This window comes from Curtobacterium sp. Curtsp57 (assembly GCF_047324335.1).
Lineage (GTDB): Bacteria > Actinomycetota > Actinomycetes > Actinomycetales > Microbacteriaceae > Curtobacterium.
In genome coordinates this window covers 1,340,283-1,365,641 of the sequence record NZ_CP168511.1, presented here as the reverse complement: position 1 = coordinate 1,365,641, position 25,359 = coordinate 1,340,283, and the positions used below count along the sequence as shown (strand labels likewise).

Sequence of the window (25,359 nt, the reverse complement as noted above, 5' to 3'; positions counted from 1 at the left end):
AGCCGCAGCAGAGTGTGACCTGGTCTGCACATCCGTTCGTCCCGCGGGGTGGGTGTGGTCCCGGTCGGTAGGCTGGCAGTCGTGACTCCCACGACTGAAACTGGATCCCTCTTCCTGCAGCCCGACCGCAACCTCGCGCTGGAACTCGTGCGTGCGACCGAGGCCGCGGCGATCCGTGCGCAGCCGTGGGTCGGTCGTGGTGAGAAGAACCTCGCGGACGGTGCTGCCGTCGACGCGATGCGGAAGTTCCTCGGCACGGTCAACTTCGACGGCGTGGTCGTCATCGGCGAGGGCGAGAAGGACAACGCCCCGATGCTCTACAACGGCGAGCACGTCGGGAACGGGCACGGCCCCGCGTGCGACATCGCGGTCGACCCGATCGACGGCACCTCCCTGACGGCTGCCGGTCGCCAGAACGCCATCTCCGTGATGGCCGTGTCGGACCGCGGCTCGATGTACGACCCGTCCGCCGTGTTCTACATGGACAAGATCGCCGCCGGGCCCGACGGCCGTGGCGTCCTGGACCTCGAGAAGCCGATCGGCGAGAACATCCGCGCGCTCGCGAAGGCGAAGCACAAGGACCTCGAGGACATGCAGATCGCCGTCCTCGACCGTCCCCGCCACGACGAGCTCATCCGCGCGATCCGTGCGACCGGTGCCGGCACGCGACTGCTGCTCGACGGTGACGTCGCCGGTGGGATCGCGGCGGCGCTGCCCGGTTCGCCGATCGACATGTGCGTCGGCGTCGGTGGGACCCCGGAGGGCATCATCACGGCGTGCGCGATCAAGGCGCTCGGTGGTGTGATCCTCGGCAAGCTCCAGCCCAAGGACGACGAGGAGCGTGAGAAGGCGATCGCCGCCGGGCACGACCTCGACAAGGTCCTCGACCAGGACGACCTCGTCACGGGCGACAACACGTTCTTCGTCGCGACGGGTGTCACGGACGGCGTGCTGGTCGACGGTGTCCGTCGCTCGCGCGGCGTCATCCACACGGACTCGCTCGTGCTGCGGTCGCGCTCGAACACGATCCGCCGCATCCAGGCGGACCACCGCGCCGAGAAGTGGTTCTGATCCGTCCCGTCTGCGGGGTCAGTCGCGGTCGGGGGAGCCGACGAGCTCCGGCGCGGTGAGCAGCCGCGGCTCGTCGTCGATCGTGGCGGGTTCGGCGATGACCTTGGACTCGTCGAGGAGTGACAGCCGACGAGCGCTCGGCAGCACCTGGCGTTCGAGCGACCCGACGAAGCGGTTGTAGTCGACGACGGTGCCCCGGATCGACCGGCCGAGCTTGTCGACGTGTGCCGCCATCGTCGAGAGCCGGCCGTGCAGCTCCCGCGAGATCGTGAAGAGCTCGCGGGCTTCCTGCGTGACGACGTCCTGCTGCCAGGAGAACGCCACCGTCTTGAGCACCGACCAGAGCGTCACGGGCGAGGCCAGTGCGACCCGCTTGCGGAAGGCGTGGTCGAGCAGCCCGGGGTCGGCGGCGAGGGCGCTGGCGATGAGCGACTCGGACGGGATGAACGCCACCGTGAGTTCCGGCGAGGCGTCGTACCCGGACCAGTACTCCCGGGCGGCGAGAGCATCCACGTGCGCCCGCAGCGCCTTGACGTGCTGCGCCATCAGCTGCGTGCGGCGTGCACCCTCGGCGCCGGTGGCCGACGCCGGGATCTCCATCGCCTGCAGGTAGGCGCTGAACGGCACCTTCGCGTCGACCGCGATGCTCTTGCCACCGGGCAGGTGCACGATCATGTCGGGTCGGGCCGCTCCGGCTGCGGTCGTCACGGAGGACTGCACGTCGAAGTCGACCCGTTCGAGGAGCCCCGCCGCTTCGACCACGTTGCGCAGCTGCGTCTCGCCCCAGACACCACGCGTGCTGTTGGCCGACAGGGCGCTCGCGAGGGTCTCGGCCGTGGCGCGCAGGCGTTCCTCGGACTCGGCGGCGGAGCGGAGCTGGGTGGAGATCGCACCGTACTGCTCGCTGCGGGAGCGTTCGAGCTCGGCGATCTTGGCGCGCATCACGTCGAGGGTCTCGGCGACGGGGCTGAGCGCCGTGAGCACCTTCGATTCGTCCTGTGCCCGGGCGGTCTCGGCACCGTGCATGCGCTGCACGAGGTGCTCGAGCTCGGCCGCCCGGCGTTCCAGCGAGTCGACCTGCCGCCGGTACTGGGCGTCCTGTGCATCGAGCCGTTCCTCGGCATCACGGCGCACTTCGTCCAGGCGCGCACGGAGCGCGGTGGCGGTGGCCTCGGCCGCGCCGGACCGGGTGCGCGCGACCGACCACGCGATCGCGGCGCCGGCGACGGCGCCGACCAGGAGGCCGATGAGCAGGGCGGTGAAGTCCATGCCCAGACCTTCCCAGGACCCACCGACACCGGTGGTCCCAGGGTGATCCGAGCCTCCAGTCCGACCGCTGGAAGCGGTGTGCAGCCATGTCATGACATTAAGCCAAGGAGGGTGTACAGTCGTGATCGTCCGCCGATGAAGCCGCACGGAAGGTCCCGCACGTCGCATGACGAACGAAGCTCCCCACGCCTACGACGTGATCACCATGGGTCGCGTGAGCGTCGACATCTACCCGCAGCAGACGGGTCCGCTCGAGGACGTCGAGACCTTCTCGAAGTCGGTCGGCGGCAGCGCCACGAACGTCGCCATCGCCGCCGCCCGGCACGGTGCCGACGCCGCGGTCATCACCCGAACCGGCAACGACCCGTTCGGCAGGTACATCGCCAGGACGCTCCCGGAGTTCGGCGTCGCCAACGCCTTCGTCGACACGGTCGACGGGCTGAACACCCCGGTCGCCTTCTGCGAGATCTTCCCGCCGGACGACTTCCCGCTCTACTTCTACCGGGCGCCGAAGGCCCCCGACCTGATGATCACCGCCAAGTCGCTGCCGCTCCACGAGATCGAGCGGGCGAAGGTGTTCTGGACCACCGTGACCGGCCTCAGCGAGGAGCCGAGCCGACAGGCGCACCACACGGCGTTCGCTGCCCGCTCCGCGTCGGAGCACAGCACGAAGGTGCACACCGTGCTGGACCTGGACTACCGGTCGATGTTCTGGTCCTCCCCGGAGTCCGCGACGCGCGAGGTCGCCGTCGCACTCGAGCACGCCACCGTCGCGGTGGGGAACCGCGAGGAGTGCGAGGTCGCGGTGGGGGAGACCGATCCGGTGCGGGCTGCCGACGCGCTGCTCGAACGCGGCGTCGAGATCGCCATCGTGAAGCAGGGCCCCAAGGGCGTGCTCGCGAAGACCCGCGACGAGTTCGTCGAGCTCCGCCCGCACCACATCGACGTCGTGAACGGTCTCGGCTCCGGCGACGGCTTCGGCGGCGCGCTCACCCACGGCCTGCTGCAGGGCTGGGGCCTCGAACGCATCCTCGCGTTCGCCAACGCGGCCGGTGCGATCGTCGCGACGCGGTTCGAGTGCTCCACCGCGATGCCGACGAGCGACGAGATCGAGACGTTCCTGCAGGAGAACCCGACGGAAGAAGCGGTCAATGCCTGAGATCAGCAGTGTCGACTTCCAGCGGCTGCGCGACGTCCGCGCCGGATCGCCGGAGACGATCGCGAGCACGCTCGCAGCACGGACCAAGCGGCCGCTCCTGGCCGACGACGGCAAGCTCTTCATCGTCGCAGCGGACCACCCGGCCCGTGGCGCCCTGGCGGTGCGCGACGACGAGTCCGCGATGGCCGACCGCTACGACCTGCTCGAGCGGCTGGTCACGGCCCTCGGCCGCCCCGGTGTCGACGGCGTGCTCGGCACGCCGGACATCCTCGAGGACCTGGCGCTGCTCGGCGCCCTCGACGGCAAGGTCGTCGTCGGCTCGATGAACCGCGGCGGGCTGCGCGGTGCGACCTTCGAGATGGACGACCGGTACACGGCGTACTCGGCCAGGTCGATCGCGGACGCCGGCCTCGACTTCGCCAAGCTGCTCGTCCGCATCAACCTGTCGGACGCCGGCACCGCACCGACACTCGAGGCGACCGCCCGGGCCGTCACCGAGGCCGCCCAGCACCGCCTGCCGATCATGCTCGAGCCCTTCATGTCGACGTGGCGGGACGACAAGGTCGTGAACGACCTGACCGCGGACGCCGTCATCACCTCGATGGCGATCGCCGCGGGGCTCGGCGAGTCCAGTGCCTACAGCTGGCTGAAGATCCCCGTGGTCGAGGACATGGAGCGCGTGATGGCCGCGACGACGCTGCCCACGCTGCTGCTCGGCGGCGACCCGTCGGCGCGTCCCCTCGAGACCTACGCCAAGTGGGCTGACGCGCTCGCACTGCCCGGTGTCCGCGGGCTCGTCGTCGGACGGACCCTGCTCTACCCGCCGGACGGGGACGTCGCGACGGCCGTGGACGTCGCAGCGGGTCTCGTCCACACCCTGGGCCCCGACGGCCGGTACCGGGCCGACGCGCCAGCGGCGGACCGGCCGAGCCCGTTGGGAGAGGCTCGGGCCGGGTTCTCCACAGATGCTCACGACCCAGCCGCGCGGCTCGCGGGCCCCACCACCATGGACTCGTCCATCTCGGAAGGAACCAACGCATGACCATCTCGGACACCGTCACCACGACGATCGGCCACTGGATCGACGGGGCGCGCGTCGCCTCGACGTCAGGGAACACTGCTCCGGTCTACGACCCGGCGCTCGGCGTCGCGACGAAGCAGGTCGCGCTGGCGAACGAGGACGAGATCCAGGCGGCGATCGCCAGTGCGAAGGCCGCGTTCCCGAAGTGGGGCAACCTCTCGCTGGCCAAGCGTCAGCAGATCCTCTTCGCCTTCCGCGAGATCCTGAACCGTGACAAGGCAGAGCTCGCCGAGATCATCACGAGCGAGCACGGCAAGGTCCTCGACGACGCGCTCGGTGAGATCGCTCGCGGGCAGGAAGTGGTCGAGCTCGCGACGAGCATCCCGCAGCTGCTCAAGGGCGAGTTCAGCGACCAGGTCTCGACGGGCATCGACGTCTACTCGATCCGGCAGCCGCTCGGCGTCGTCGGCATCATCAGCCCGTTCAACTTCCCTGCGATGGTGCCGCTGTGGTTCCTGCCGATCGCCATCGCCGCCGGCAACACCGTCGTGCTCAAGCCGAGTGAGAAGGACCCGAGCGCCGCGATCTGGCTGGCCGAGAAGTTCAAGGAGGCCGGCCTGCCGGACGGCGTCTTCAACGTGCTCAACGGCGACAAGCTGTCCGTCGACGGACTCCTGACGAGCCCCGACGTCGAGTCGATCTCGTTCGTCGGTTCGACGCCGATCGCGCAGTACGTCTACGAGACCGGCACGAAGCACGGCAAGCGCGTGCAGGCCCTCGGCGGCGCGAAGAACCACATGCTCGTGCTGCCGGACGCCGACCTCGACCTCGTCGCGGACAACGCCATCAACGCGGGCTTCGGCTCCGCCGGCGAGCGCTGCATGGCGATCTCGGTCGTCGTCGCGGTCGAGCCCGTCGCGGACGAGCTCATCGAGAAGATCAAGGAACGTGCCGCCACACTGCGCATCGGTGACGGGCGTCGCGGCTGCGACATGGGTCCCCTCGTCACGAAGCAGCACCGTGACAAGGTCGCCTCGTACATCGAGGTCGCTGAGCAGGACGGCGCGGTGGTCGTGGTGGACGGCCGCACCGTCCGACCCGACGGCGACGAGAACGGGTTCTGGCTCGGCCCGACCCTGATCGACAAGGTCCCGACGACGAGCCGCGTCTACACCGAGGAGATCTTCGGGCCGGTGCTGTCGGTCGTGCGCGTCGCCACCTACGAAGAAGGCCTCGAGCTGATCAACTCCGGTGCGTTCGGCAACGGCACCGCCATCTTCACGAACGACGGCGGCGCAGCCCGACGCTTCCAGCGCGACGTGCAGGTCGGCATGATCGGCATCAACGTCCCGATCCCCGTGCCGGTCGCGTACTACTCGTTCGGCGGCTGGAAGAACTCGCTGTTCGGCGACCACAAGGCGTACGGCGCCGACGGCGTCAGCTTCTTCACCCGGCAGAAGGCGATCACGAGCCGGTGGCTGGACCCGTCGCACGGCGGCATCAACCTCGGCTTCCCCTCGAACAACTGACGCGACCGATGGCTGAACAGAACTGGTTCAACCCGCGCGGGAGCCGACCGGAGGCCGGCTGGACCGACGTCGTCGACGGGCGCATCGCGGGGTGGGAGCACACCGGCCTGCGGACCGGCACGGTGTCCGACGGGGCCGAGTTGCGCCTCCCGGCCGCTGCCGTCGAGCGCATGGTCGTGCCGCTCTCGGGGAGCTTCCACGTCGCGTGGTCCGGCGCCGAATCCGGCGAGCAGGGGCTGGAGGGACGTGGCGGGGTCTTCGAGGGGCCCACCGACGTCCTGTACCTCGGGTCCGGGCTGGAGGCTCGGATCACCGGATCGGGACGGGTCGCGGTCGCCGAGGCACCCACCGACGTCGTCAAGCCGGTCGGGTACATCGCGAAGGCCGACGTGCCCGTGGAGCTCCGCGGTGCGGGACAGTCGTCGCGGCAGGTGCACAACTTCGGGACCCCTGCCGGGCTCGACGCGGTGAAGCTCCTGGTGTGCGAGGTCATCACGCCGGCCGGCAACTGGTCGTCGTACCCGCCGCACAAGCACGACACGAACGTCCCGGGCGCCGAGTCGAACCTCGAGGAGATCTACTACTACGAGTCGGCGGTGGCTCGTGGCGTGGATGCCCCTGCAACGGCCGATCCGTTCGCGTTGCACCGGACGTACGCCTCGGACGACCGCGCGATCGACGAGTTCCGTGAAGTCCGGACGGGCGACATCGCGCTCGTGCCCTACGGCTGGCACGGACCGGCCGTCGCGGCTCCCGGCTACGACATGTACTACCTCAACGTGATGGCCGGGCCCGACCCGGAGCGCGTGTGGAACATCACCGACGACCCCGCCCACGGGTGGGTCCGCCAGGTGTGGGAGACCGAGACCATCGACCCGCGCCTGCCCTACGCATCGAAGAAGGAGGACGTGTGACCACCCCCACACGCCGCATGACCGTCGGTCAGGCCCTCGTCGAGTTCCTGGCCAACCAGTGGACCGTCGACGGCGACCACCGCGAACGCACCATCCCGGGGATCTTCGGCATCTTCGGGCACGGCAACGTCGCCGGCGTCGGTCAGGCCATCAAGCAGCTCCACGTCGAGCAGCCCGGCCTGCTGCCCTACCACCAGGCCCGCAACGAGCAGGCCATGGTGCACGAGGCAGTCGGCTTCGCCCGCATGCACCGCCGTCGCGCCACCTTCGCCGCGACCGCATCGGTCGGCCCCGGGGCGGCGAACATGCTGACCGCCGCCGCGCTCGCCACGACGAACCGCCTGCCTGCCCTGCTGCTGCCGTCGGACACCTTCGCGACGCGGACCACCGACCCGGTGCTCCAGCAGATCGAGATGCCGCACGACACCTCGCTGCAGGTCACGGACGCGTTCCGCCCGCTCTCCCGGTTCTTCGACCGGGTCGAGCGTCCCGAGCAGTTGTTCTCGATCGCGCTCGCCGCGATGCGCGTGCTCACCGACCCGGCCGAGACCGGTGCGGTGACGATCGCGCTGCCTGAAGACGTGCAGGCCGAGGAGTTCGACGTCCCGGTCGCGTTCCTGCAGCCGCGCGAGTGGCACATCCGTCGTCCACTGCCCGAGCACGGGCCGCTCGCCCGTGCAGTCGCTGCGATCCGGGCCGCGGAACGCCCGGTGATCGTCGCCGGCGGAGGCGTCCTGTACTCCGCGGCGTCCGAACAGCTGCGGGCCTTCGTGGAAGCCACCGGCATCCCCGTCGGCACGTCGCAAGCCGGAGGCGGCGCGCTCGCGTGGGACCACCCGCAGTACCTCGGCGGCATCGGCGCGACCGGCACCGCCGCCGCGAACGCGATCGCGGCAGGAGCCGACCTCGTCATCGGCATCGGGACCCGCTACAGCGACTTCACGACCGCGTCGCGGACGGCGTTCCAGAACCCGGACGTCACGTTCGTGAACGTCAACGTCGCCGCGTTCGACGCCTACAAGCACGGCACCCAGCTGCCGTTGATCGCGGACGCCCGGGAGGCCCTGGTCGCCCTGACCGAGTCGCTCGCGTCGTTCTCGGTGTCGGACCGGTACGCGTCCGAGATCGCCGAGCAGAAGCGCGCCTGGGACGCGCTGGTCGACGCCGCGTTCGCGCCGTCGGGCAACGCGCTGCCCGGCCAGCCCGAGATCATCGGTGCGGTCCAGTCCGTGTCGGACCCCCGCGACGTCGTGATCCAGGCCGCCGGTTCGCTGCCGGGCGACCTGCACAAGCTCTGGCGCGTGCGTGACGAACTCGGCTACCACGTCGAGTACGCCTTCTCGTGCATGGGCTACGAGATCGCCGGCGGCCTCGGTGTCCGTCGGGGTGCTCCCGACCGCGACGCGATCGTCATGGTCGGCGACGGCTCGTACCTGATGCTGCACACCGAGCTCGTCACCGCGGTGGCAGAGGGCATCAAGATCATCGTCGTGCTCATCCAGAACCACGGGTACGCGTCGATCGGGCACCTCTCCGAGACCGTCGGTTCCGAGCGGTACGGCACCAAGTACCGCTACCTGGACGACACCCAGTCCTTCGAGGACGGCGAGCCCCTGCCCGTCGACCTCGCGGCGAACGCCCGGTCGTACGGTGTCGACGTCATCGAGGTCGAGCCGGGCCCGAACGCGATCGAGGACCTGAAGGCTGCGGTGCGCCAGGCCAAGGCGAACGACCACACGACCCTCGTGCACATCAACTCGGACCCGCTCGTCTACGCCCCGGACGGCGACGGCTGGTGGGACGTCCCGGTCGCGCAGACCTCGACCCTGTCCACCACGCAGGCCGCACGCGCCGACTACGAGCAGCAGGTCGCGGCACAGCGCCCGCTCCTCGGCTGACCCCACCACCACCTCGTGCAGAAAGAAGACGACGACGTCATGACCGACACCGCCACCCCGACCGGCGCCCCGTCCACGGACGCCACCACCGCGTCGATCCGCATCGGCACCGCTCCCGACTCGTGGGGCGTCTGGTTCCCGGACGACCCGAAGCAGGTCCCGTGGCAGCGCTTCCTGGACGAAGCGGCCGCCGCCGGGTACGAGTGGATCGAGCTCGGCCCGTACGGGTACCTGCCGACCGACCCTGCGCAGCTGTCCGACGAGCTCGAGTCGCGCGGGCTGAAGCTGTCCGCGGGGACCGTCTTCACCGGGTTCCACAAGGGCGACGACCAGTTCCAGCGGGCGTGGGACCAGGCCGTCGCGGTGGCCGGACTCGCGGCGAAGCTCGGCGCGGAGCACCTCGTGACGATCCCGGACCTCTGGCGCTCGGACGCCACCGAAGAGGTCCTGGAGCCCCGGACGCTCACGGACGAGCAATGGGAGCGGCTCGGCAAGGGCCACGACCAGCTCGGCAAGGCACTGCTCGAGGAGTTCGGCGTCCACCAGCAGTTCCACACGCACGCCGACAGCCACGTGGGGACCTACAAGGAGACCGTGCGCTTCCTCGAGGTCACGGACCCGCAGTACACGAACCTCTGCCTCGACACCGGGCACTTCGCCTACTACGGCGGCGACAACCTCAAGCTCATCGCGGCGCACCCCGAGCGCATCGGCTACCTCCACCTCAAGCAGGTCGACACCGACCTGCTGTTCGACGTGCTGAAGAACGACGTGCCGTTCGCGACCGCCGTCTCCCAGGGCATCATGACCGAGCCGCCGCACGGCACCCCCGAGCTCGCGCCGATCATCGAGGCAGTGGCCGCGATCAACCCGGACGTCTTCGGCATCGTCGAGCAGGACATGTACGGCTGCTCGGTCGACGCTCCTGGCCCGATCGCGGAGCGCACGTTCCAGCACATCTTCGGTTCGACGTCCGCCGCCCGCGCGTCCTGACGCCGACACCGTCCACGCAGCGCCACCACCTCCAGGAGACATCCAATGAGCACCACTGACAACCTCCGCGTCGCCGTCGTCGGCGCCGGGGCCATGGGCAGCGACCACATCCGCCGCATCACGTCGACCATCGCCGGTGCCGACGTCGTCGCGATCGTGGACCCCGACACCGCGCGGGCCACCGCCGCGGCCGCGAAGGCCCCCGGCGCGATCACCGCCGCGTCGTTCGAGGACGCCCTCGACGCCGCCCCCATCGACGCCGTCATCGTCGCGACCCCGGGCTTCCTGCACGAGCCGGTCCTGGTGCCGGCGATCGAACGCGGACTCGCGGTGCTCTGCGAGAAGCCCCTCACGACGAGTGCGGACGACTCGCTGCGGATCGTCGAGCTCGAGCAGGCGAAGTCGGACCGCCCGAAGATCCAGGTCGGCTTCATGCGTCGCTTCGACAAGGGCTACCAGGAACTCCGGGCGCTCCGCGAGTCGGGGTCGAACGGCGCACTGCTCGCCCTGCACCACGCGCACCGCAACCCGACCACCCCGCCGAACTTCGGCGAGTCGATGCTCATCCACGACTCGGTGATCCACGAGATCGACATCATCCCGTTCATCACGGGCGAGGCGATCACGAGCGTCGAGGTCAAGAAGCCGCGCAAGAACTCGCTGGCGCCGGCCGACCTGCCCGAGCCGCAGTTCGTGCTGTTCACGACCGAGTCGGGGACGATGGCGATCGTCGAGATCAACGTGAACGCGCAGTTCGGGTACCAGGTCACGACCGATGCCGTGTTCGAGTCCGGGGTCGCCTACATCGGGCGTGAGACCTCGCTGAACCTCGTGTCGCAGGGTGTCTCCGGCCAGGGCGTCACGCCGTCGTTCGTGGAGCGCTTCGGTGCCGCCTACGACGAGGAGGTCCAGCGTTGGGTCGACGCCGCCAAGCAGGGCGGGATCGACGGCCCGAGCGCGTGGGACGGCTACACGGCGTCCGTCGTCGCCGAGGTGGCCGTCCGTGCGCAGCAGTCCGGTGCCCTCGAGGCCGTGACGTACGCCACGGCGAAGCCCGCGTTCTACGACGCCGCTCCGAACGAACTCGCGGACGTCTGATGCCGAAGATCGCGCTCGACCCCACCCCGTTCCACCACGACCTGTCGCTGCTGGAGTTCCCGCGCAAGGTCGCTGATCTCGGCTACGAGTACCTGCAGCTCACCCCGCACAAGGACTTCATCCCGTTCTTCCGACACCCGAAGGCGGACGACGACCTCGTCGACGCGTTCGCTGCAGCCTGCGCGGACGCCGGCGTCCAGGTCGCGTCGGTGCTGCCGGTGCTCCGGTGGTCCGGGCCCGACCGGGAGACCCGCGAGACCGCCGTCAAGCAGTGGAAGCGCGTCATCGAGATCACGAAGCGCCTCGGCGTCGACACGATCAACACGGAGTTCTCGGGCCGTCCGGAGCGCGCCGAGGAATCAGAGGCGCAGTTCTACTGGGCGATGGAGGAGCTCCTGCCGATCATCGAGGACGCCGACCTGCGCGTGCTCATCGACCCGCACCCGGACGACTTCGTCGAGGACGGCCTCGAAGCCCTGCGGGTGATCCGTGGGCTCAACTCGAAGAACATCGGTTTCGTCTACGTGGCGTGTCACACCTTCCACTACGGCGGGGACATGGACGCGATCATCGACGCCGCAGGTGACTCGCTCCAGCTGATCCACGTCGCGGACGCCTACGACCACCACCGGTCGCACGGTCTCCGCTACATCACCAACCCGCCCGGCAACGCCGTCCGCGTCCACCAGCACCTGCCGGTCGGGCAGGGCGACGTCGACTTCGACGCGTTCTGGGCCGCGCTCGACCGCGTGGGCTTCTCGGCGAGGCCGGACACCGTCGCGGTGTCGAGCGTCTTCGCCGAGGACGAGAACGCCGACGAGGTCTCACGCTTCCAGCTCGACACGATCACGAAGGGACTGCACCGATGACCGACACCCTGGCGACCCCGGCCTCCTCCGACGTCGACACCCGCCCCGTCACCCTCCAGGCGGCGGAGCAGACGATCACCGCACTCTGGAACGACTCTGCCGATCCGCGCGAGCTCTCGACCGCGATCCACGAGTACGGCGCCGTCGGGGCGACCTGCAACCCGGTGATCGCCTACACGTGCATCAAGCAGGACCCGGACACCTGGGTACCGCGCATCCGCGAGATCGCCGCAGAGCACCCGACCGCGGGGGAGTCCTGGATCGGCTGGAAGGCCGTCGAGGAACTCTCCGTCGCCGCCGCTGCACAGCTCCTCCCGGCGTTCGAGGCGTCGGGCGGCCGCAACGGGCGACTGAGCATGCAGACGGACCCGCGTCTCCACCGGGACCGGGACGCCCTCGTCGAGCAGGCCGTCCGGTTCTCGGCGCTCGCACCGAACATCATCGTGAAGATCCCCGCGACGAAGGTCGGCATCGCCGCGATCGAAGAGGCCGCCTACCGCGGCGTGTCGATCAACGCGACGGTGTCCTTCACGGTGCCGCAGGTCGTCGCCGTCGGAGAGGCGATCGAGCGTGCACTCGACCGTCGCGCCGCCGACGGGCTGCCGGACCAGGAGTTCGGCCACGTCGTCACCCTCATGGCCGGGCGACTCGACGACTGGCTGAAGGCCGTGGTGCAGCGCGACCACGTGATGGTCGACCCGGGCATCCTCGAGTGGGCGGGTGTCGCCGCCGTGAAGAACGCCTACCGGGTGTTCCAAGAGCGCGGCTTCCGCTCCCGCGTGCTCGTCGCGGCGTTCCGCAACGCGCTGCAGTGGTCCGAGTTCCAGGGCGGCGACCTCGTCGTCTCGCCGCCGTTCCAGTGGTCCAAGGACATCAACGCCAACGCGTTCCCGTTCCGGCCGGATGCCATCGACGACGAGGTCCCCGCGCACGTCATCGACGCGCTGCGTGCTGCCACGCCGGAGTTCGCCCGCGCCTACGACGTCGACGGCATGACGATCGACGAGTTCGACCGGTTCGGCGCCACGGTGAAGACCCTGCGGCAGTTCCTCGACGCGGACGCACAGCTGGACGCCCTGGTCCGCGACATCATCGTCCCCGCCGAGTAGCTCACTCCACTACGACCACGAACACGCACCACGCACCACCGCGAACAGAGGAACTCAATGGACACGATCGGCGTCGGCCTCATCTCGGTCGGGTGGATGGGGCGGCTGCACTCCCGTGCCTACCGTGCCCTGCCCGACCACTTCCCGGAACTCGGCATCGCGCCGCGCCTCGTGGTCGCCGCGGACCCGGTCCCGGCCGCCCGTGACCAGGCGATCGAACGACTCGGGTACGAGCGCGCCGTCGCCGACTACCACGAGGTGCTCGCCGATCCCGAGGTCGACGTCGTGTCGATCTGCTCCCCGAACTTCCTGCACCGCGAGATGGCCGTCGCCGCTGCCGCCGCGGGCAAGCCGTTCTGGATCGAGAAGCCGATGGGTCGCTACGCCAGCGACTCCCGCGAGATCCACGAGGCCGTCCAGCGGGCCGGCGTGATCACGAGCGTCGGCTTCAACTACCGCCACGCCCCGGCGATCGAACGCGCCCGCGAGCTGGTTCGGAGCGGACGTCTCGGCCGGATCACGAACGTCCGCGGATCACTCCTCGCGGACTACTCCTCCGATCCGGCAGCGCCGCTGACCTGGCGGTTCGAGCGGGAGCGCGCCGGTTCCGGGGTCCTCGGTGATCTGTTGTCGCACGGCCTCGACCTGGCGCAGTACGTGGTCGGGCGCATCGCGAGCGTGACGGCGTTGGCGGAGACGTTCATCACCGAACGTCCGTTACCCGGTGCCGGGATCGTCGACCGGTCCGCGGCTGCGACCGGCGAACGGAAGCCGGTCGAGAACGAGGACTACGCCGCGCTGCTGTTCCGCTTCGAGGACGGCGCGGTCGGCACGATGGATTCGAGTCGCGTCATGCACGGCCCGCACGCCGAGTACACGATCGAGGTCTACGGCACGAAGGGATCCGTCCGCTGGGACTTCCAGCGCCTCAACGAGCTCGAGGTGTCCCTCGACGGGCAAGAGGTCGACGGGTACGCGACGCACTACGTCGCCGGCGGGGACGGCGAGTTCGCGCGCTTCCAGCCCGGCGCGGGCACGGCCATGGGCTACGACGACCTGAAGACCATCGAGGCCGCGCAGTTCGTCGCGAGCGTCCGTCGCGGGGAGCAGCTCGCGCCGTCGGTCGCCGACGGCCTGGCGGCCGCGTCGATCGTGGAAGCGGCGGAGGCCTCGCTCGCCGACGGAGCCTGGCACGACGTGGCGCGCGTCGACGGACCGCTCACCTACGCAGCGGCGACCCCCGTGATCTAGACCCAACCGGAGACGGACGGGGAGGCTCGGTGCCAGCTGGCACCGAGCCTCCCGTCCGTCTGGTGCTCGGGAGCAAGCCATGTTAGTTTGTTAGGACAAAGTCCCGAACTGCAGGAGGCGCCATGCCGCTCGTCCGTATCGACCTCGCCACCGGGCGCAGCCCGGAAGCCGTCCGCGCCATCGCCGACGCGATCCACACGGCCATCGTCGACGTGTACGGGATCCCGCCGCGCGACCGCTTCCAGATCGTCACGGAACACCCGGCCGGCCAGATCATCGCCGAGGACGCAGGGCTCGGCTTCGAGCGCACCGGCGGCGTCGTGATGATCCAGGTCTTCACGCAGCGCGGTCGAACGGACGAGGCGAAGACGACGCTCTACGCGGCGATCCACGACGCACTCACCGGCGTCGGTGTCGCTTCCGAGGACGTCTTCATCGGCTACGTCGAGAACGGCCCGCAGGACTGGTCGTTCGGGTTCGGTCGGGCGCAGTACGTGACCGGGGAGCTCGGCGTCCCGTCCGCGGCGTGAGGCCTACTTGTCGACGAGCGTGACCTCGAACGAGTAGCGGTCGGGGCGGTAGCAGTGCACGCCGTACTCGACCGCGCGGCCCGAGGCGTCGTACGCGGTCCGGCTCATCGTGAGCACGGGGTCGCCGTCCTCGATCTCGAGGAGGTTCGCCTCTTCGTCGGTCACCGCGCGGGCGCCGATCCGCTGCTTCGCGACACGCATCGTCACGCCTCGGCCGCGGAGCAGCTGGTACAGGCCGTGCTGCTGCAGGTCGGTGTCGGTGATCTCGAGGAACTCCGGCGGCAGGTAGTTCTCGAGGATGGCCATCGGCACGTCCTCGGCGAACCGGACCCGGCGGATGTGGGCGACGGTCGTTCCCGGGGCGACACCGAGGGCCTCGGCGACGACGTCGGACGCGGGGACGTCGTTCCGCTCGAGGAGCTTCGTCGCGGGGGCCTGTGAACCCTGCGCGAGGTCGTCGTACAGACTCGTCAGCTCGACCTTGCGCGTGACCGGGCCGTGCACGACCTGCGTCCCGATGCCACGACGGCGGACCAGGAGGCCCTTGTCGACGAGGTCCTGGATCGCCCGGCGGATCGTCGGACGCGACAACCCGAGCCGTTCACCCAGCGCGATCTCGTTCTCGAGCCGGGCACCCGGTGGCATCGCACCGGAGCGGATCGACTCCTCGATGCGGGATGCCACCTGGAAGTAGAGGGGCATCGGACCCGACCGGTCCAGGTCCATGAACAGGTCGGACGGCAGCTGGCCTTCGTTGGTCATCGCGGTCCTTCGGGGGAGTACGGGTCCGGCGACTGTGCCGGGTGAATGTCGTGACAATACCACCGGGCTCGCGGCCCACCGGGCGACGGGGTCAGTCGGCGAAGATCATCGGGCGGTGGGACAGCCGCGGCTGGTTCGCCGCCTTCGGCTTCTCCGCGCGGATCCGCACCGGGTTGATCGACACCCGGGTCGCGGCACCGAGCGCCTCGACCGTGTCGACGTCGTGCCGGCCGGCGGCGTGGACGACGATCGCCGCACAGGCCTCGGCGTCGGCGGCGGCGTCGTGGTGCTGGAAGCCCTCGAAGCCGGCGGCCATCGCGGCGACGGGCAGGCGGTACGAGTCGAGCGTGTAGGTCTTGCGGGCCACCTGCAGGGAGCACATCGAGTGGTGCTCAGACAGCGCGATGCCCGTTGCGGAGCAGCCGCCGGCGATGACACCCATGTCGAAACGGGCGTTGTGCGCGACGAGGACGTCACCCTCGGCGAAGGCGACGAGGTCCGGGTACTGCTGCTCCCACGTCTTGGCGCGGACGACGTCCTCGGCGACGATGCCGTGGATGCGGGTGTTCCACTCAAGGAAGTCGTCGTGCCCCATCGGCGGGCGGATGAACCACGACGCGCGGTCCACGACCCGGCCGGACCGGACCTTGACGAGTCCGACGGAACACGCGCTGGCGGGCGAGCTGTTCGCAGTCTCGAAGTCGATCGCGGTGAAGTTCAACGGCACGCGTCCGATCGTCGCACGGAGCGCCGACATCCCCGGAAGCCGGGTCGGCGTTGCGCGGGCGCGGTCGGGTCAGCGGCGTTGGGTCAACGTTGCCGTGTCAGCGCCGTCGAGTTCGGCGGGAGCCCCGGCGGCGACGCGCGGTCGTTCGCCACGTCGCGGCCTGTCGCGCACGCTCCGCCGCCCAGTACGGGTCGAGGAGCGTGCCGACCAGCTCGAACGCCACCGCGACGGCATCGAGTCGCCAGCGCGGCGGGAGGCTCTCGACGTGGGTGGTGAAGGCATCGGCGAAGCCCGAAGTCGTCGACGGGAACGCGAACTCGACCGGGAGCGTCGCCAGCCGGAAGCCGTCCTCCTCGTCGTGGTCGATCGTCGCGGCCTCCGGGTCGTAGTCGACGAGGACGTCGGCCTCGAGTTCGGCGAGCGTGTCGTGCAAGGTCTCGAGGTCGCGTGGTGGCGTCGCGGCGAGCGCGTCGATCGTCTCCGGGGTGAAGTACCGCCGTTGCCCTCGGGCGTCGTACCCCATCGAGTGCACACCGAGCTGATCGCGTTCGAACCACATGCAGGCCAGGCTGCCACGTACGGTGAGGTCATGGTGACAGTGCTGATCCTCGCCGGTGCCGGGTACGGGCAACAGGCGCCGCTGCTCTGGTGGTCCCGGCAGATCGCGCTCGAGGCCGGGTGCGATGTGATCGCGCCGAACTGGGTCGTCGACGACGCGGCGGGGGAGACGCCCGTCGCGTTCGTGGAGACCGAGATCGCGACGGCCCTCGGGGGCCGGCTGCCCGACCTCGTCGTCGCGAAGTCCTTCGGCTGCTTCGCACTGCCGTGGGCGGTCCGGAACGGGGTCCGCGGCGTGTGGCTGACGCCGGTGCTCACACACGACGACGTCGCGGCGGCGCTCGCCGCCGCTGCCGATGGGAACGTCGCGATCGGCGGGTCGGACGACTCCATGTGGCGGCCCGAGCGTGTCCCTGGGACGGCTGCGAGCCTCCAGACCGTTGCCGGCGCCGACCACTCGCTCCACGTGACGGGTGACTGGCGGCGATCGCAGCGGCTGCAGGCCGACGTCTTCGAGACCGTCGCGGCGGCCGTCCAGGCGCTCGGCCGTTAGGCTCTACTCCCGTGGCTCTCACCATCGGAATCGTCGGTCTCCCGAACGTCGGCAAGTCGACGCTCTTCAACGCGCTGACCAAGAACCAGGTCCTGGCCGCGAACTACCCCTTCGCGACCATCGAACCGAACGTCGGCGTGGTGAACCTGCCCGACTCGCGGCTCGACGAGCTCGCCGGGCTGTTCCACTCGGAGAAGACCGTGCCCGCGCCGGTGTCGTTCGTCGACATCGCCGGCATCGTCAAGGGCGCGAGCGAAGGCGAGGGGCTCGGCAACAAGTTCCTCGCGAACATCCGCGAAGCCGACGCCATCGCGCAGGTCGTCCGCGGGTTCACCGACGACGACGTCGTGCACGTCGCGAACAAGGTCTCCCCGAAGGACGACCTCGAAGTGATCAACACCGAGCTGATCCTCGCGGACATGGAGACCATCGACAAGGCGCTCCCGCGGTACGAGAAGATGCTCAAGCTGAAGCAGGCCGAGCCGATCGTGCTCGAGACGGCGAAGGAGGCACGGGCGGCGCTCGAGCAGGGCACGCTCCTCTCCGCCACGTCGATCGACCTCGCACCGATCGCCGAACTCGGGCTGCTCAGCGCGAAGCCGTTCATCTTCGTCTTCAACGTCGACGAGGCGATCCTCACCGACGACGCCCGCAAGGCCGAGCTCGCCGCACTCGTCGCTCCCGCGCAGGCAGTGTTCCTGGACGCGCAGGTCGAGTCCGAGCTGATCGAGCTCGACCCCGCTGACGCCCGCGAGCTCCTCGAGTCCACCGGGCAGACGGAATCAGGGCTCGACCAGCTCGCACGCATCGGGTTCGACACCCTCGGGCTGCAGACCTACCTGACGGCCGGGCCGAAGGAAGCGCGTGCGTGGACGATCGGCAAGGGGTGGAAGGCTCCCCAGGCCGCCGGGGTCATCCACACCGACTTCGAGAAGGGCTTCATCAAGGCGGAGGTCATCTCGTTCGCCGACCTGATGGAGGCGGGCTCGATCGCGGAGGCTCGTGCGCACGGCAAGGCCCGGATCGAGGGCAAGGACTACGTGATGCAGGACGGCGACGTGGTGGAGTTCCGCTTTTCGAACTAGCCGCGTGGATCGTGGGGACGAGTAGCGTCACCGTCATGGGCACCGGATTCCAGCTCGTCGTCGGAGCGATCTTCCTTCTATGGGGTGCTTTCGTGGTCACCTTCCCGGGGGTCATCATCAAGATCGCGATGTCGGCAGAGAAGGCCGGTTTGGCCTGGAACCCGCAGGCGAGGTGGGGCACCGCTTGGATCCGGATGCTCGGAACCGTGCTCGGCGTCATCGGTCTCATCATGGTTGTGACCGCGCTCCTCGGAATCCCCTGGCGCTGAGGTCCAACGGTGACGACACCCGGTGGAGTTCCGCTTCAACAACTGGCCCGTGCTAGCGCGTCGGGGTGATCCGGCACGAGCACTTTGGCGTCTCCGGCGAGTGGATGCAGAACGGATGGACTCGGTTCGGCCGTGCCACTGACCCCGGCTGCGCAACGGGCGTGGGCGATGCTCGGCTGACCCGTCAGCGGTACGGTTCCTGCATGACGTACACGGTCGACTTCGTCGATGTCTCCACCACCGGGCTCGAGTCGTCCCCGGTCGCAGAAGCACTCGCCGGGCTGCGCGCGAACGAAGCCCGGTACTACAAGAACAAGTACGACCACGTGTTCGTCACGAGCACGCCGGACGAAGCCCCCGAGGTGCTGGACCTCGTCACGCGCGTGCTGCACGACGAGCGGGGCATCGTGATCGCTTCGCCTCCGCTCGAGGTCAGCGGGTTCGAGGTCGGCGGACTCCGGATGGCGTACGTGTTCTACGAGTCCGGGCTGGCGATCAACGTGATGTACGCGATCGAGGACGGCGGGAAGCGGGCGGTCGGGTTCAAGCTGTCGATGGGCATGGACGTCCCAGCCGAGCTCGATGCATTCAAGTTCGCCCGCCAGCGGTCGAAGCTCGCGGGGGAGATCCGTGGCTCCTACTTCGTCATCAAGGGCACGTACTGATCACCCCCGCAGCGTGAGGACCTCTGCCCCGTCCTCGGTGATCGCGATGGTGTGCTCGCTGTGGGCGGTCCGCGCGCCGGTCGCACTGCGGAGCGTCCAGCCGTCCGGGTCGGTGACCAGCACGTCGGTGTCCGCCATCACCCATGGCTCGAGCGCCAGCAGGAGCCCCGGCCGGAGCACGTAGCCGCGGCCCGGCCGTCCGTCGTTCGAGATGTGCGGGTCCTGGTGCATCGTCGACCCGACGCCGTGCCCGCCGAACTCCATGTTGATCGGGTAGCCGGCCTCGTGCAGGACCGTGCCGATCGCGTGGGACAGATCACCGACGCGTGCTCCTGGGGCGGCAGCGGCGATGCCGGCCGCGAGGGCGCGCTCGGTCGCATCGATCATCGCGAGGTCCTCGGGCCGTGCCGCCGATCCGACGGCGAAGCTCACGGCGGAGTCCGCGACGACGCCGTCGAGCGAGACGGCGAGGTCGAGCGTCAGGAGGTCACCGTCGCGGAGCGCGTAGTCATGGGGGAGCCCGTGCAGCACGGCGTCGTTGACGGCGGTGCAGATGTAGTGCCCGAACGGGCCGCGGCCGAACGACGGCGCGTAGTCGACGTAGCTCGAGACGGCGCCGGCCTCGAGGATCATCGCCTTCGCCCACCGGTCGATGTCCAGGAGGTTCGTACCCACCGTCGCCCGCCCCTGCAGGGTGTGCAGGATCCGTCCGACGAGCGCACCGACGGCCCGTGCGCGGGGGAGTTCGGTCGGGGTGAGGAGCTCGATCATGCAATAACTATACCGGTACTAGTATGGGTGTCATGGTCAGGCTTCCCCTCACCCCCGCAGACGTCGAACGCGGTCAGCGCCTCGGTGCGCTGCTCCGCGAGGCGCGCGGCGACCGGTCGATGCTCCAGACGGCGCTCGATGCCGGGGTGTCCCCGGAGACGTTGCGGAAGATCGAGACCGGGCGGGTGGCGACACCGGCGTTCCCGACGATCGCCGCCATCGCGGACGTCCTCGGGCTGTCGCTCGATGAGGTCTGGGCGGAGATCACCGCCGCCGATTCGTCCCCGAATCGACTGGCGTCCTGACCCGTCCGTTCATCCACCGAACGCACCCACTGGGCTGTCGTGGACCCACGAGTGCCTACCGTGCACTGCGGAGGTGGAACGTGAAGTACATCAACTACGACGGCAGCATCGTCTTGACGGGTGATCGCATCGCCGAAGCGCTCGCCGACTACGCGGCGATCCTCGGTGCCAACGGGCGTACGGACTCGGTCCACGTCCCGACCGTCGCCGAGGATGGTTCGATCGAGACCACGACGCTCCTGGTGGGGCCGGCGAGCGAGCTGGTGCTGACGGCGGCGCCGGACGACGAACTCGAGTACGAGGACCCCGGCTTCATCCGTCGCCTCCGCGATGCGGCGACGCACGCGGGCCCGGACAGCCCGCTGAACGCCGACGGCCGCACACCCTTCGCGGGAGCCGACGACCCGGAACCGCTTTCGGACGCCTGAGGCGCCCCGGGAACGACGAAACGCCGCCGGAATCGGCGGCGTTTCGTGTGTTCGGACCCGTCAGGACGAGCAAGCAAGCAAGCAAGGCGTCCGGACGGGAGGCTCGGCTCAGGCTGCGAGCGCGAGCTCCGACCGGCGGACGGTCGCCGCCTGGAGGATGGTGCGGCTCGACTCGCCGAGCCAGGAGCGCCCGGGGACGGTCCAGCCGGCTTCGCCGTCGACCTCGACACGGGTGCCGGGGGTGACGAACAGGTCGAGCACGTCGACGGGCACGCGCACGACGTACTCGCGCTGGGTGCCGTTGTCGCGCACGGGGAACTCCGCGATGCGGTCGGGGGAGACGACGGGAGCCGCGGTCGCGGTCCCGATGATGGTGATTCGTTCGTTGCTGGTCATGGTGCTGTCTTTCTCGTCTTCTGGCGAGCCCACGCTGCGGTCCGACGGACGACTGAGTCGCATCGGTCGCGTGTGGTGGGCACGCGCACGTCGGCATTCGACGTGCTGTTCGGCCTGGCCTCGATCGGAAGGATCCGGATCGGACGTTCGGGCGAACGGTGGTCTCGGGGGAATGCGACTCGGGTGAGTCGGCTTCGAGACGGTTTGGTGTGCGCGAGTCAGATGGGTTCGCTGCAGTGCACCAGAGAAGAACACTACACGACCGCGCCCCGAATGTCCACCGATCAAGCGCGTAACGCGGTGGAAACCGATCGGGTCCGTCCGCGAAACACCACGTCGTTACCGTTCGAGAGCTGAGCCCCTGCTCAGCAACCACCCGGACGAAGGACCTGCACGGATGCAGCACCGAACACGCCAGCGCCCCCGCGCGGCGATCGCCACCGCGACGGCGGTCATGACGGGAGCCCTCGGGCTCGTCGTCCTGACGGCCGGCCCGGCACAGGCGGCCCCGACAGCGACCACAGCGACCATCGACGCCCCGGCGTCCGTCACGGTCGGCGACGACTTCGACGTCTCCGTCACGATCCCCGCAACCGCCGACGTCTTCGCGTACGAGATCACGCTCGACGCCGACGAGGCGGCCGTCGCCTACCAGGACGGCAGTGTGACCGGTCCGGACGGCGGCTTCGACAGCGTCACCCAGGACGGCGACGAGCTCACCATCGTGCACACCCGACTCGGCACGTCGCCCGCGATCGGGGGCGACCTCGCGAGTTCGATCGGCATGACGGCGACGGGCGCCGGCACGGTGGACCTCGCGGTCACGAGCATCACGCTCCTCGACGAGGACGGTGCAGCGACCACGCTCGACGCCCCCGCGGCGACGGCCATCACGATCGAAGCGGCGGCGACCACCGCGCCGACCGATCCGGCAACGCCGGGCACCCCGGGAGGCGACCCGACGAACGGGGCCGGAGCGGGCGGTGGAACCGGCACCGGCGGCACCGCGACCGACGCGGACGCCGTGAGCGGTGCCTCCCGTCCGGCCGCAGGCCAGCTCGCCTGGACCGGTGCGCAGGTCGCACCGTGGATCGCTGCAAGTCTCGCCCTGCTGCTGGCCGGTGGCGGCGTCCTCGTCGCCCGGGCCCGCGCCCGCGCCCGCCGGAACGGAGCCACCCGATGACCACCCAGCGCACCACCCAGCGCACCACCCAGCGCGCCACCCAGCGCGCCACCCAGCGCACCACGCACCCCCCCAAGCGAGCTGCCGCCGGCGCTGCCCTCATCGCCCTCGTCGGCACCGCCCTCGCCGCGACACCGGCGCTGACGGCACAGGCGGCCGACCCCACCGTCGACGCGAGCCCTGCCGCGATGCTCGCGCCGTACTACACGTCCCTCGACCTGACCGGCGACGACCAGGTCACGACCGAGGACCTGACCGTCCTGACGAAGTCCCTCGGGACGACGAGCACCGACACGAGCTGGTCCGCCGTCGCGAAGGCGGACACCGACGGCGACGGCACCATCACGGTCGCCGACGTCGCCGCGCTGTCCCACCGCATGATCTACGACGACGGCCCGTTCCAGCTCGTCGAGGCCTCGACCCTCGACATGCAGGCCGCGATGAACGCGGGCGTGACGACCTCGGTCGCGATCACCCAGGACTACCTCGACCGCATCGCCGCCTACGACCGCACGACCGTGCAGGCCGGCGGACGTCCGCTGAACTCGATCATCACCACGAACAAGGAAGCACTCGCGGCCGCGAAGACCGCCGACACCGAGCGGGCCGAGCACGGGATGACGAGCATGCTCCTCGGCGTGCCGATCGCTCTGAAGGACAACTACGACACGAAGGACATGCCGACCACCGGTGGCTGCGGCTGCTGGGACGACAACCAGACCGACACCGACGCCGCGATGGTCACCGGCCTCCGCAGCGCCGGTGCCGTGATCCTGGCGAAGGCGAGCCTCGACGAGTTCGCGTACGGCTTCGTGTCGGAGTTCTCCTCGAACCAGCCGGCGGGGTCCTCGCTCCTCGTCGCGAGCCCCTACGTCACGACACAGACAGCAGGCGGGTCCAGCGGTGGAACCGGTGCTGCGATCGCCGCGAACCTGGCGGGCATCGGCTTCGGCACCGACACCGGTGGGTCGATCCGCATCCCGTCCTCGTACAACCAGCTCGTCGGCATCCGCCCGACGGTGGGACTGACGAGCCGAGACGGCATCATCCCGCTCGCGCTGTCGCAGGACACCGGCGGGCCCATCGCCCGCTCGGTGACCGACGCCGCGGTGGCGCTCGATGCCGTCACCGGGGTCGATGCAGCCGATCCGGTGACGAGCGGCCAGACGGGCAAGGTCCCGACGTCCTACACCGCCGCGCTCGACCCGGAGGCGCTCCAGGGCGCGCGGATCGGCTACGTCACGTCGATGGTCGGCACGAACGCCACCACGCTCCGGCTGTTCAACGAGTCCGTCGCGAAGCTCACCGCCGCCGGGGCGACGGTCGTGCCGATCAGCAGCACCGCGGACTTCGCGAAGGTGCTGAACGAGGGCAGCGGATCGACGAACGAGTTCAAGCACGACCTCGACGAGTACGTCCAGAAGCACCTCGACCCCGACGTCACCGCCCGGAGCATCTCGGGCATCCTCGCATCGGGTGAGTACGTGCCGAGCCGGAAGTCCACGTACGAGGCACGCGACAAGATCACGGACGCCCAGTACCAGGCATGGGCCGGTCCGACCGGGACGCACACGACGCAGCTCGCCACCGGCAAGCAGGTCGTCACGTCGATGATGGACGCACAGGACCTCGACGCGCTCGTCTACCCGTCGGGCACGCCGTACGGCACGCAGTCGACGAACATGCGCCTCAGCCCGAACACCGGCATGCCGGCCGTGACGGTCCCGATGGGACAGGCCACCGCGGCCGACAACACGGTCACCGGCGGCGGCGTGAACCTGGAGTTCCTGGGTCGCTCGTACGACGAGAGCACCGTGATCGGGCTCGGCTACGCCTTCGAGCAGGCGACGCACGCGCGCACCACGCCGGCCGCGTACGGCCCGCTCGGGTAGTCCCGCCCAGATCGGACAGGAGGCTCGGTGCCAGCTGGCACCGAGCCTCCGGTTTGTCAGGTGGTCGCGCTGCGGCCGGCGGGCGGACGGCTGCTCGCCTGCGGCTGCCGGCCGGAGTGCGCGCCGAGACGACGAGTGCGCATGCGGGCGCATGCGCACTCGTCGTCAGGGTGATCAGTTCAGGGCGGGGGTGTCCTCCGGCACGACGCCACCGCCGTACAGGTCGGTCGCCAGGTCGCGGAGCGCCCGGAGGGCGACGCGCTGCGTCAGCGGACCGTAGGAGATCCGGGCGACGCCGAGGGCCTCGTACTCCGCCGCGGGCAGCGCACCGGGGAGCCCGATGACGCTGAGCTTCCCACGGCCGAGCCCCTCGACGAGCCGCTCCACGACGTCGCGCTGGATCGCACCCGGGACGAACACGAGCGGTGCGCCGGCGTCGAGGAACGCCTTGCCGCGGGCGATGGCGTCGGCGATGCTCTCGTCGAGCGGGCGGTCGCCGCCGCGGGCGATCGCATCGGTCCGCGCGTTGAGCTGGAACGCCACCCCCTCGGCCTCCGCGGCCTTCGTGATCGCGGCGACGCGGGCGACGGCCTCGTCGAAGGGACGGAGGCGGTCCTCGACGTTCGCGCCGACGACGCCGAAGCCGATCGCGCGACGGATGGTCTCGGCGGGGTCCTCGTACCCGTCGTCGAGGTCGGCCGTCACGGGCAGGTCGACGGCCTCGGCGACGATCTGGGCGCCCTGGAGCGCGAGGTCGAGGGGCATCCCACCGTCGTCGTAGCCGTACGACGCGGCGATCGAGTGCCCGGCGGTCGCGATCGCGTGGGTGTCCGGCAGTGCCGCGACGGTCTTCGCGCTGATCGCGTCCCACACGTTCACGACGCGGAGGATCTCGGGGGCTTCGTGGAGGGTCTTGAGGGTCGACGCCTTGTCGACGGTGCTGCTCGCTGTGCTGCTGGTCATGGCACCGACAGTAGGCCGACGCGTCGGACACCGGCCCGAGGTGACCCGGAGACGACGCGAGATGACGGACGGACTCGCGCCGAGCCTCCAG

General features: G+C 70.0%; 27 protein-coding genes. 20 read left to right on the top strand and 7 right to left on the bottom strand.

Annotated features, from left to right (window positions below):
* Nucleotides 1-81 precede the first annotated feature (81 nt).
* Nucleotides 82-1,071, top strand: coding sequence for a class II fructose-bisphosphatase (gene glpX, locus ACEN9V_RS06410; RefSeq protein ID WP_281267144.1), 990 nt, complete (start codon nt 82-84; stop codon nt 1,069-1,071).
* A gap of 18 nt (nt 1,072-1,089) precedes the next feature.
* On the opposite strand, the gene rmuC is transcribed toward glpX, so the two are convergent.
* On the bottom strand, nt 1,090-2,340 hold the full coding sequence (gene rmuC, locus ACEN9V_RS06405) for a DNA recombination protein RmuC (protein ID WP_413602590.1): 1,251 nt from the start codon (nt 2,338-2,340) through the stop codon (nt 1,090-1,092).
* A gap of 166 nt (nt 2,341-2,506) precedes the next feature.
* On the opposite strand from rmuC, the gene iolC reads away from it, so the two are divergent.
* The 11 genes from iolC to ACEN9V_RS06350 all read left to right on the top strand — a co-directional run bounded on the left by iolC (nt 2,507) and on the right by ACEN9V_RS06350 (nt 14,711).
* The gene (gene iolC / locus ACEN9V_RS06400) at nt 2,507-3,499 is read left to right on the top strand and encodes a 5-dehydro-2-deoxygluconokinase (RefSeq protein WP_281267146.1); all 993 of its coding nucleotides are present in this window, start codon (nt 2,507-2,509) and stop codon (nt 3,497-3,499) included.
* Nucleotides 3,492-4,541, top strand: a complete 1,050-nt coding sequence (locus ACEN9V_RS06395) for a class I fructose-bisphosphate aldolase (protein WP_413602589.1) — start codon at nt 3,492-3,494, stop codon at nt 4,539-4,541. The genes iolC and ACEN9V_RS06395 overlap by 8 nt, the downstream gene beginning before the upstream one ends.
* A complete protein-coding gene (locus ACEN9V_RS06390; RefSeq protein WP_413602588.1) occupies nt 4,538-6,049 on the top strand; it encodes a CoA-acylating methylmalonate-semialdehyde dehydrogenase in 1,512 nt (503 codons plus the stop codon). Before ACEN9V_RS06395 ends, ACEN9V_RS06390 begins: the two co-directional genes overlap by 4 nt.
* An 8-nt stretch (nt 6,050-6,057) precedes the next feature.
* On the top strand, nt 6,058-6,963 hold the full coding sequence (gene iolB, locus ACEN9V_RS06385; protein WP_413602587.1) for a 5-deoxy-glucuronate isomerase: 906 nt from the start codon (nt 6,058-6,060) through the stop codon (nt 6,961-6,963).
* A gap of 17 nt (nt 6,964-6,980) precedes the next feature.
* Nucleotides 6,981-8,861: a 3D-(3,5/4)-trihydroxycyclohexane-1,2-dione acylhydrolase (decyclizing) gene (gene iolD, locus ACEN9V_RS06380; protein ID WP_413603038.1), complete on the top strand. Its 1,881-nt coding sequence runs from the start codon at nt 6,981-6,983 to the stop codon at nt 8,859-8,861.
* 39 nt (nt 8,862-8,900) lie between these two features.
* Entirely contained in the window at nt 8,901-9,854 is a 954-nt protein-coding gene (locus tag ACEN9V_RS06375) for a sugar phosphate isomerase/epimerase family protein (RefSeq protein ID WP_413602586.1), read from the top strand.
* Nucleotides 9,855-9,899: 45 nt separating this feature from the next.
* Entirely contained in the window at nt 9,900-10,952 is a 1,053-nt protein-coding gene (locus tag ACEN9V_RS06370; protein WP_413602585.1) for a Gfo/Idh/MocA family protein, read from the top strand.
* Nucleotides 10,952-11,821 (top strand): sugar phosphate isomerase/epimerase family protein, encoded by an 870-nt coding sequence (locus tag ACEN9V_RS06365; RefSeq protein ID WP_402729051.1) that lies wholly within the window; start codon nt 10,952-10,954, stop codon nt 11,819-11,821. The genes ACEN9V_RS06370 and ACEN9V_RS06365 overlap by 1 nt, the downstream gene beginning before the upstream one ends.
* Nucleotides 11,818-12,930: a transaldolase family protein gene (locus ACEN9V_RS06360; RefSeq protein WP_413602584.1), complete on the top strand. Its 1,113-nt coding sequence runs from the start codon at nt 11,818-11,820 to the stop codon at nt 12,928-12,930. Before ACEN9V_RS06365 ends, ACEN9V_RS06360 begins: the two co-directional genes overlap by 4 nt.
* A 57-nt stretch (nt 12,931-12,987) precedes the next feature.
* Nucleotides 12,988-14,181 carry a Gfo/Idh/MocA family protein gene (locus ACEN9V_RS06355; protein WP_281267154.1) on the top strand — a complete coding sequence of 398 codons (1,194 nt, stop codon included), beginning with the start codon at nt 12,988-12,990 and terminating at the stop codon, nt 14,179-14,181.
* 122 nt (nt 14,182-14,303) lie between these two features.
* Nucleotides 14,304-14,711: a tautomerase family protein gene (locus tag ACEN9V_RS06350; protein ID WP_413602583.1), complete on the top strand. Its 408-nt coding sequence runs from the start codon at nt 14,304-14,306 to the stop codon at nt 14,709-14,711.
* A 3-nt stretch (nt 14,712-14,714) separates the two neighbouring features.
* Here ACEN9V_RS06350 and ACEN9V_RS06345 read toward each other — a convergent pair whose 3' ends face one another.
* The 3 genes from ACEN9V_RS06345 to ACEN9V_RS06335 form a co-directional block, all read right to left on the bottom strand.
* A complete protein-coding gene (locus ACEN9V_RS06345) occupies nt 14,715-15,473 on the bottom strand; it encodes a GntR family transcriptional regulator (RefSeq protein ID WP_413602582.1) in 759 nt (252 codons plus the stop codon).
* Between the two features lie 91 nt (nt 15,474-15,564).
* On the bottom strand, nt 15,565-16,200 hold the full coding sequence (locus ACEN9V_RS06340) for an exonuclease domain-containing protein (protein WP_413602581.1): 636 nt from the start codon (nt 16,198-16,200) through the stop codon (nt 15,565-15,567).
* A 97-nt stretch (nt 16,201-16,297) separates the two neighbouring features.
* On the bottom strand, nt 16,298-16,759 hold the full coding sequence (locus tag ACEN9V_RS06335) for a hypothetical protein (protein ID WP_281267158.1): 462 nt from the start codon (nt 16,757-16,759) through the stop codon (nt 16,298-16,300).
* A gap of 30 nt (nt 16,760-16,789) precedes the next feature.
* On the opposite strand from ACEN9V_RS06335, the gene ACEN9V_RS06330 reads away from it, so the two are divergent.
* The 4 genes from ACEN9V_RS06330 (at nt 16,790) to ACEN9V_RS06315 (ending at nt 19,330) form a co-directional block, all read left to right on the top strand.
* Complete coding sequence (locus ACEN9V_RS06330) at nt 16,790-17,311, top strand: hypothetical protein (protein WP_413602580.1); 522 nt, start codon at nt 16,790-16,792, stop codon at nt 17,309-17,311.
* Between the two features lie 11 nt (nt 17,312-17,322).
* Nucleotides 17,323-18,396 carry a redox-regulated ATPase YchF gene (gene ychF, locus ACEN9V_RS06325; protein ID WP_413602579.1) on the top strand — a complete coding sequence of 358 codons (1,074 nt, stop codon included), beginning with the start codon at nt 17,323-17,325 and terminating at the stop codon, nt 18,394-18,396.
* A 35-nt stretch (nt 18,397-18,431) separates the two neighbouring features.
* Nucleotides 18,432-18,665 (top strand): hypothetical protein, encoded by a 234-nt coding sequence (locus ACEN9V_RS06320; RefSeq protein WP_413602578.1) that lies wholly within the window; start codon nt 18,432-18,434, stop codon nt 18,663-18,665.
* 203 nt (nt 18,666-18,868) lie between these two features.
* On the top strand, nt 18,869-19,330 hold the full coding sequence (locus tag ACEN9V_RS06315) for a phage tail protein (RefSeq protein WP_413602577.1): 462 nt from the start codon (nt 18,869-18,871) through the stop codon (nt 19,328-19,330).
* On the opposite strand, the gene map is transcribed toward ACEN9V_RS06315, so the two are convergent.
* Nucleotides 19,331-20,101 carry a type I methionyl aminopeptidase gene (gene map / locus ACEN9V_RS06310; protein WP_413602576.1) on the bottom strand — a complete coding sequence of 257 codons (771 nt, stop codon included), beginning with the start codon at nt 20,099-20,101 and terminating at the stop codon, nt 19,331-19,333.
* A 32-nt stretch (nt 20,102-20,133) separates the two neighbouring features.
* Between map and ACEN9V_RS06305 the strand changes: the two genes are divergently transcribed.
* Together ACEN9V_RS06305 and ACEN9V_RS06300 are read left to right on the top strand one after the other, a co-directional pair.
* A complete protein-coding gene (locus tag ACEN9V_RS06305) occupies nt 20,134-20,406 on the top strand; it encodes a helix-turn-helix transcriptional regulator (RefSeq protein WP_413602575.1) in 273 nt (90 codons plus the stop codon).
* A gap of 80 nt (nt 20,407-20,486) precedes the next feature.
* A complete protein-coding gene (locus ACEN9V_RS06300) occupies nt 20,487-20,834 on the top strand; it encodes a hypothetical protein (RefSeq protein ID WP_413602574.1) in 348 nt (115 codons plus the stop codon).
* 108 nt (nt 20,835-20,942) lie between these two features.
* Here ACEN9V_RS06300 and ACEN9V_RS06295 read toward each other — a convergent pair whose 3' ends face one another.
* Nucleotides 20,943-21,230 carry a hypothetical protein gene (locus ACEN9V_RS06295; protein WP_281267169.1) on the bottom strand — a complete coding sequence of 96 codons (288 nt, stop codon included), beginning with the start codon at nt 21,228-21,230 and terminating at the stop codon, nt 20,943-20,945.
* 397 nt (nt 21,231-21,627) lie between these two features.
* Here ACEN9V_RS06295 and ACEN9V_RS06290 point away from each other — a divergent pair, with 397 nt between their 5' ends.
* Both ACEN9V_RS06290 and ACEN9V_RS06285 read left to right on the top strand, forming a co-directional pair.
* Nucleotides 21,628-22,413 carry a hypothetical protein gene (locus ACEN9V_RS06290; protein ID WP_413602573.1) on the top strand — a complete coding sequence of 262 codons (786 nt, stop codon included), beginning with the start codon at nt 21,628-21,630 and terminating at the stop codon, nt 22,411-22,413.
* Nucleotides 22,410-24,305, top strand: a complete 1,896-nt coding sequence (locus tag ACEN9V_RS06285; protein ID WP_413602572.1) for an amidase family protein — start codon at nt 22,410-22,412, stop codon at nt 24,303-24,305. The genes ACEN9V_RS06290 and ACEN9V_RS06285 overlap by 4 nt, the downstream gene beginning before the upstream one ends.
* A 174-nt stretch (nt 24,306-24,479) precedes the next feature.
* Here ACEN9V_RS06285 and ACEN9V_RS06280 read toward each other — a convergent pair whose 3' ends face one another.
* Nucleotides 24,480-25,268 carry an isocitrate lyase/PEP mutase family protein gene (locus ACEN9V_RS06280; RefSeq protein WP_413602571.1) on the bottom strand — a complete coding sequence of 263 codons (789 nt, stop codon included), beginning with the start codon at nt 25,266-25,268 and terminating at the stop codon, nt 24,480-24,482.
* Nucleotides 25,269-25,359: the final 91 nt, after the last annotated feature.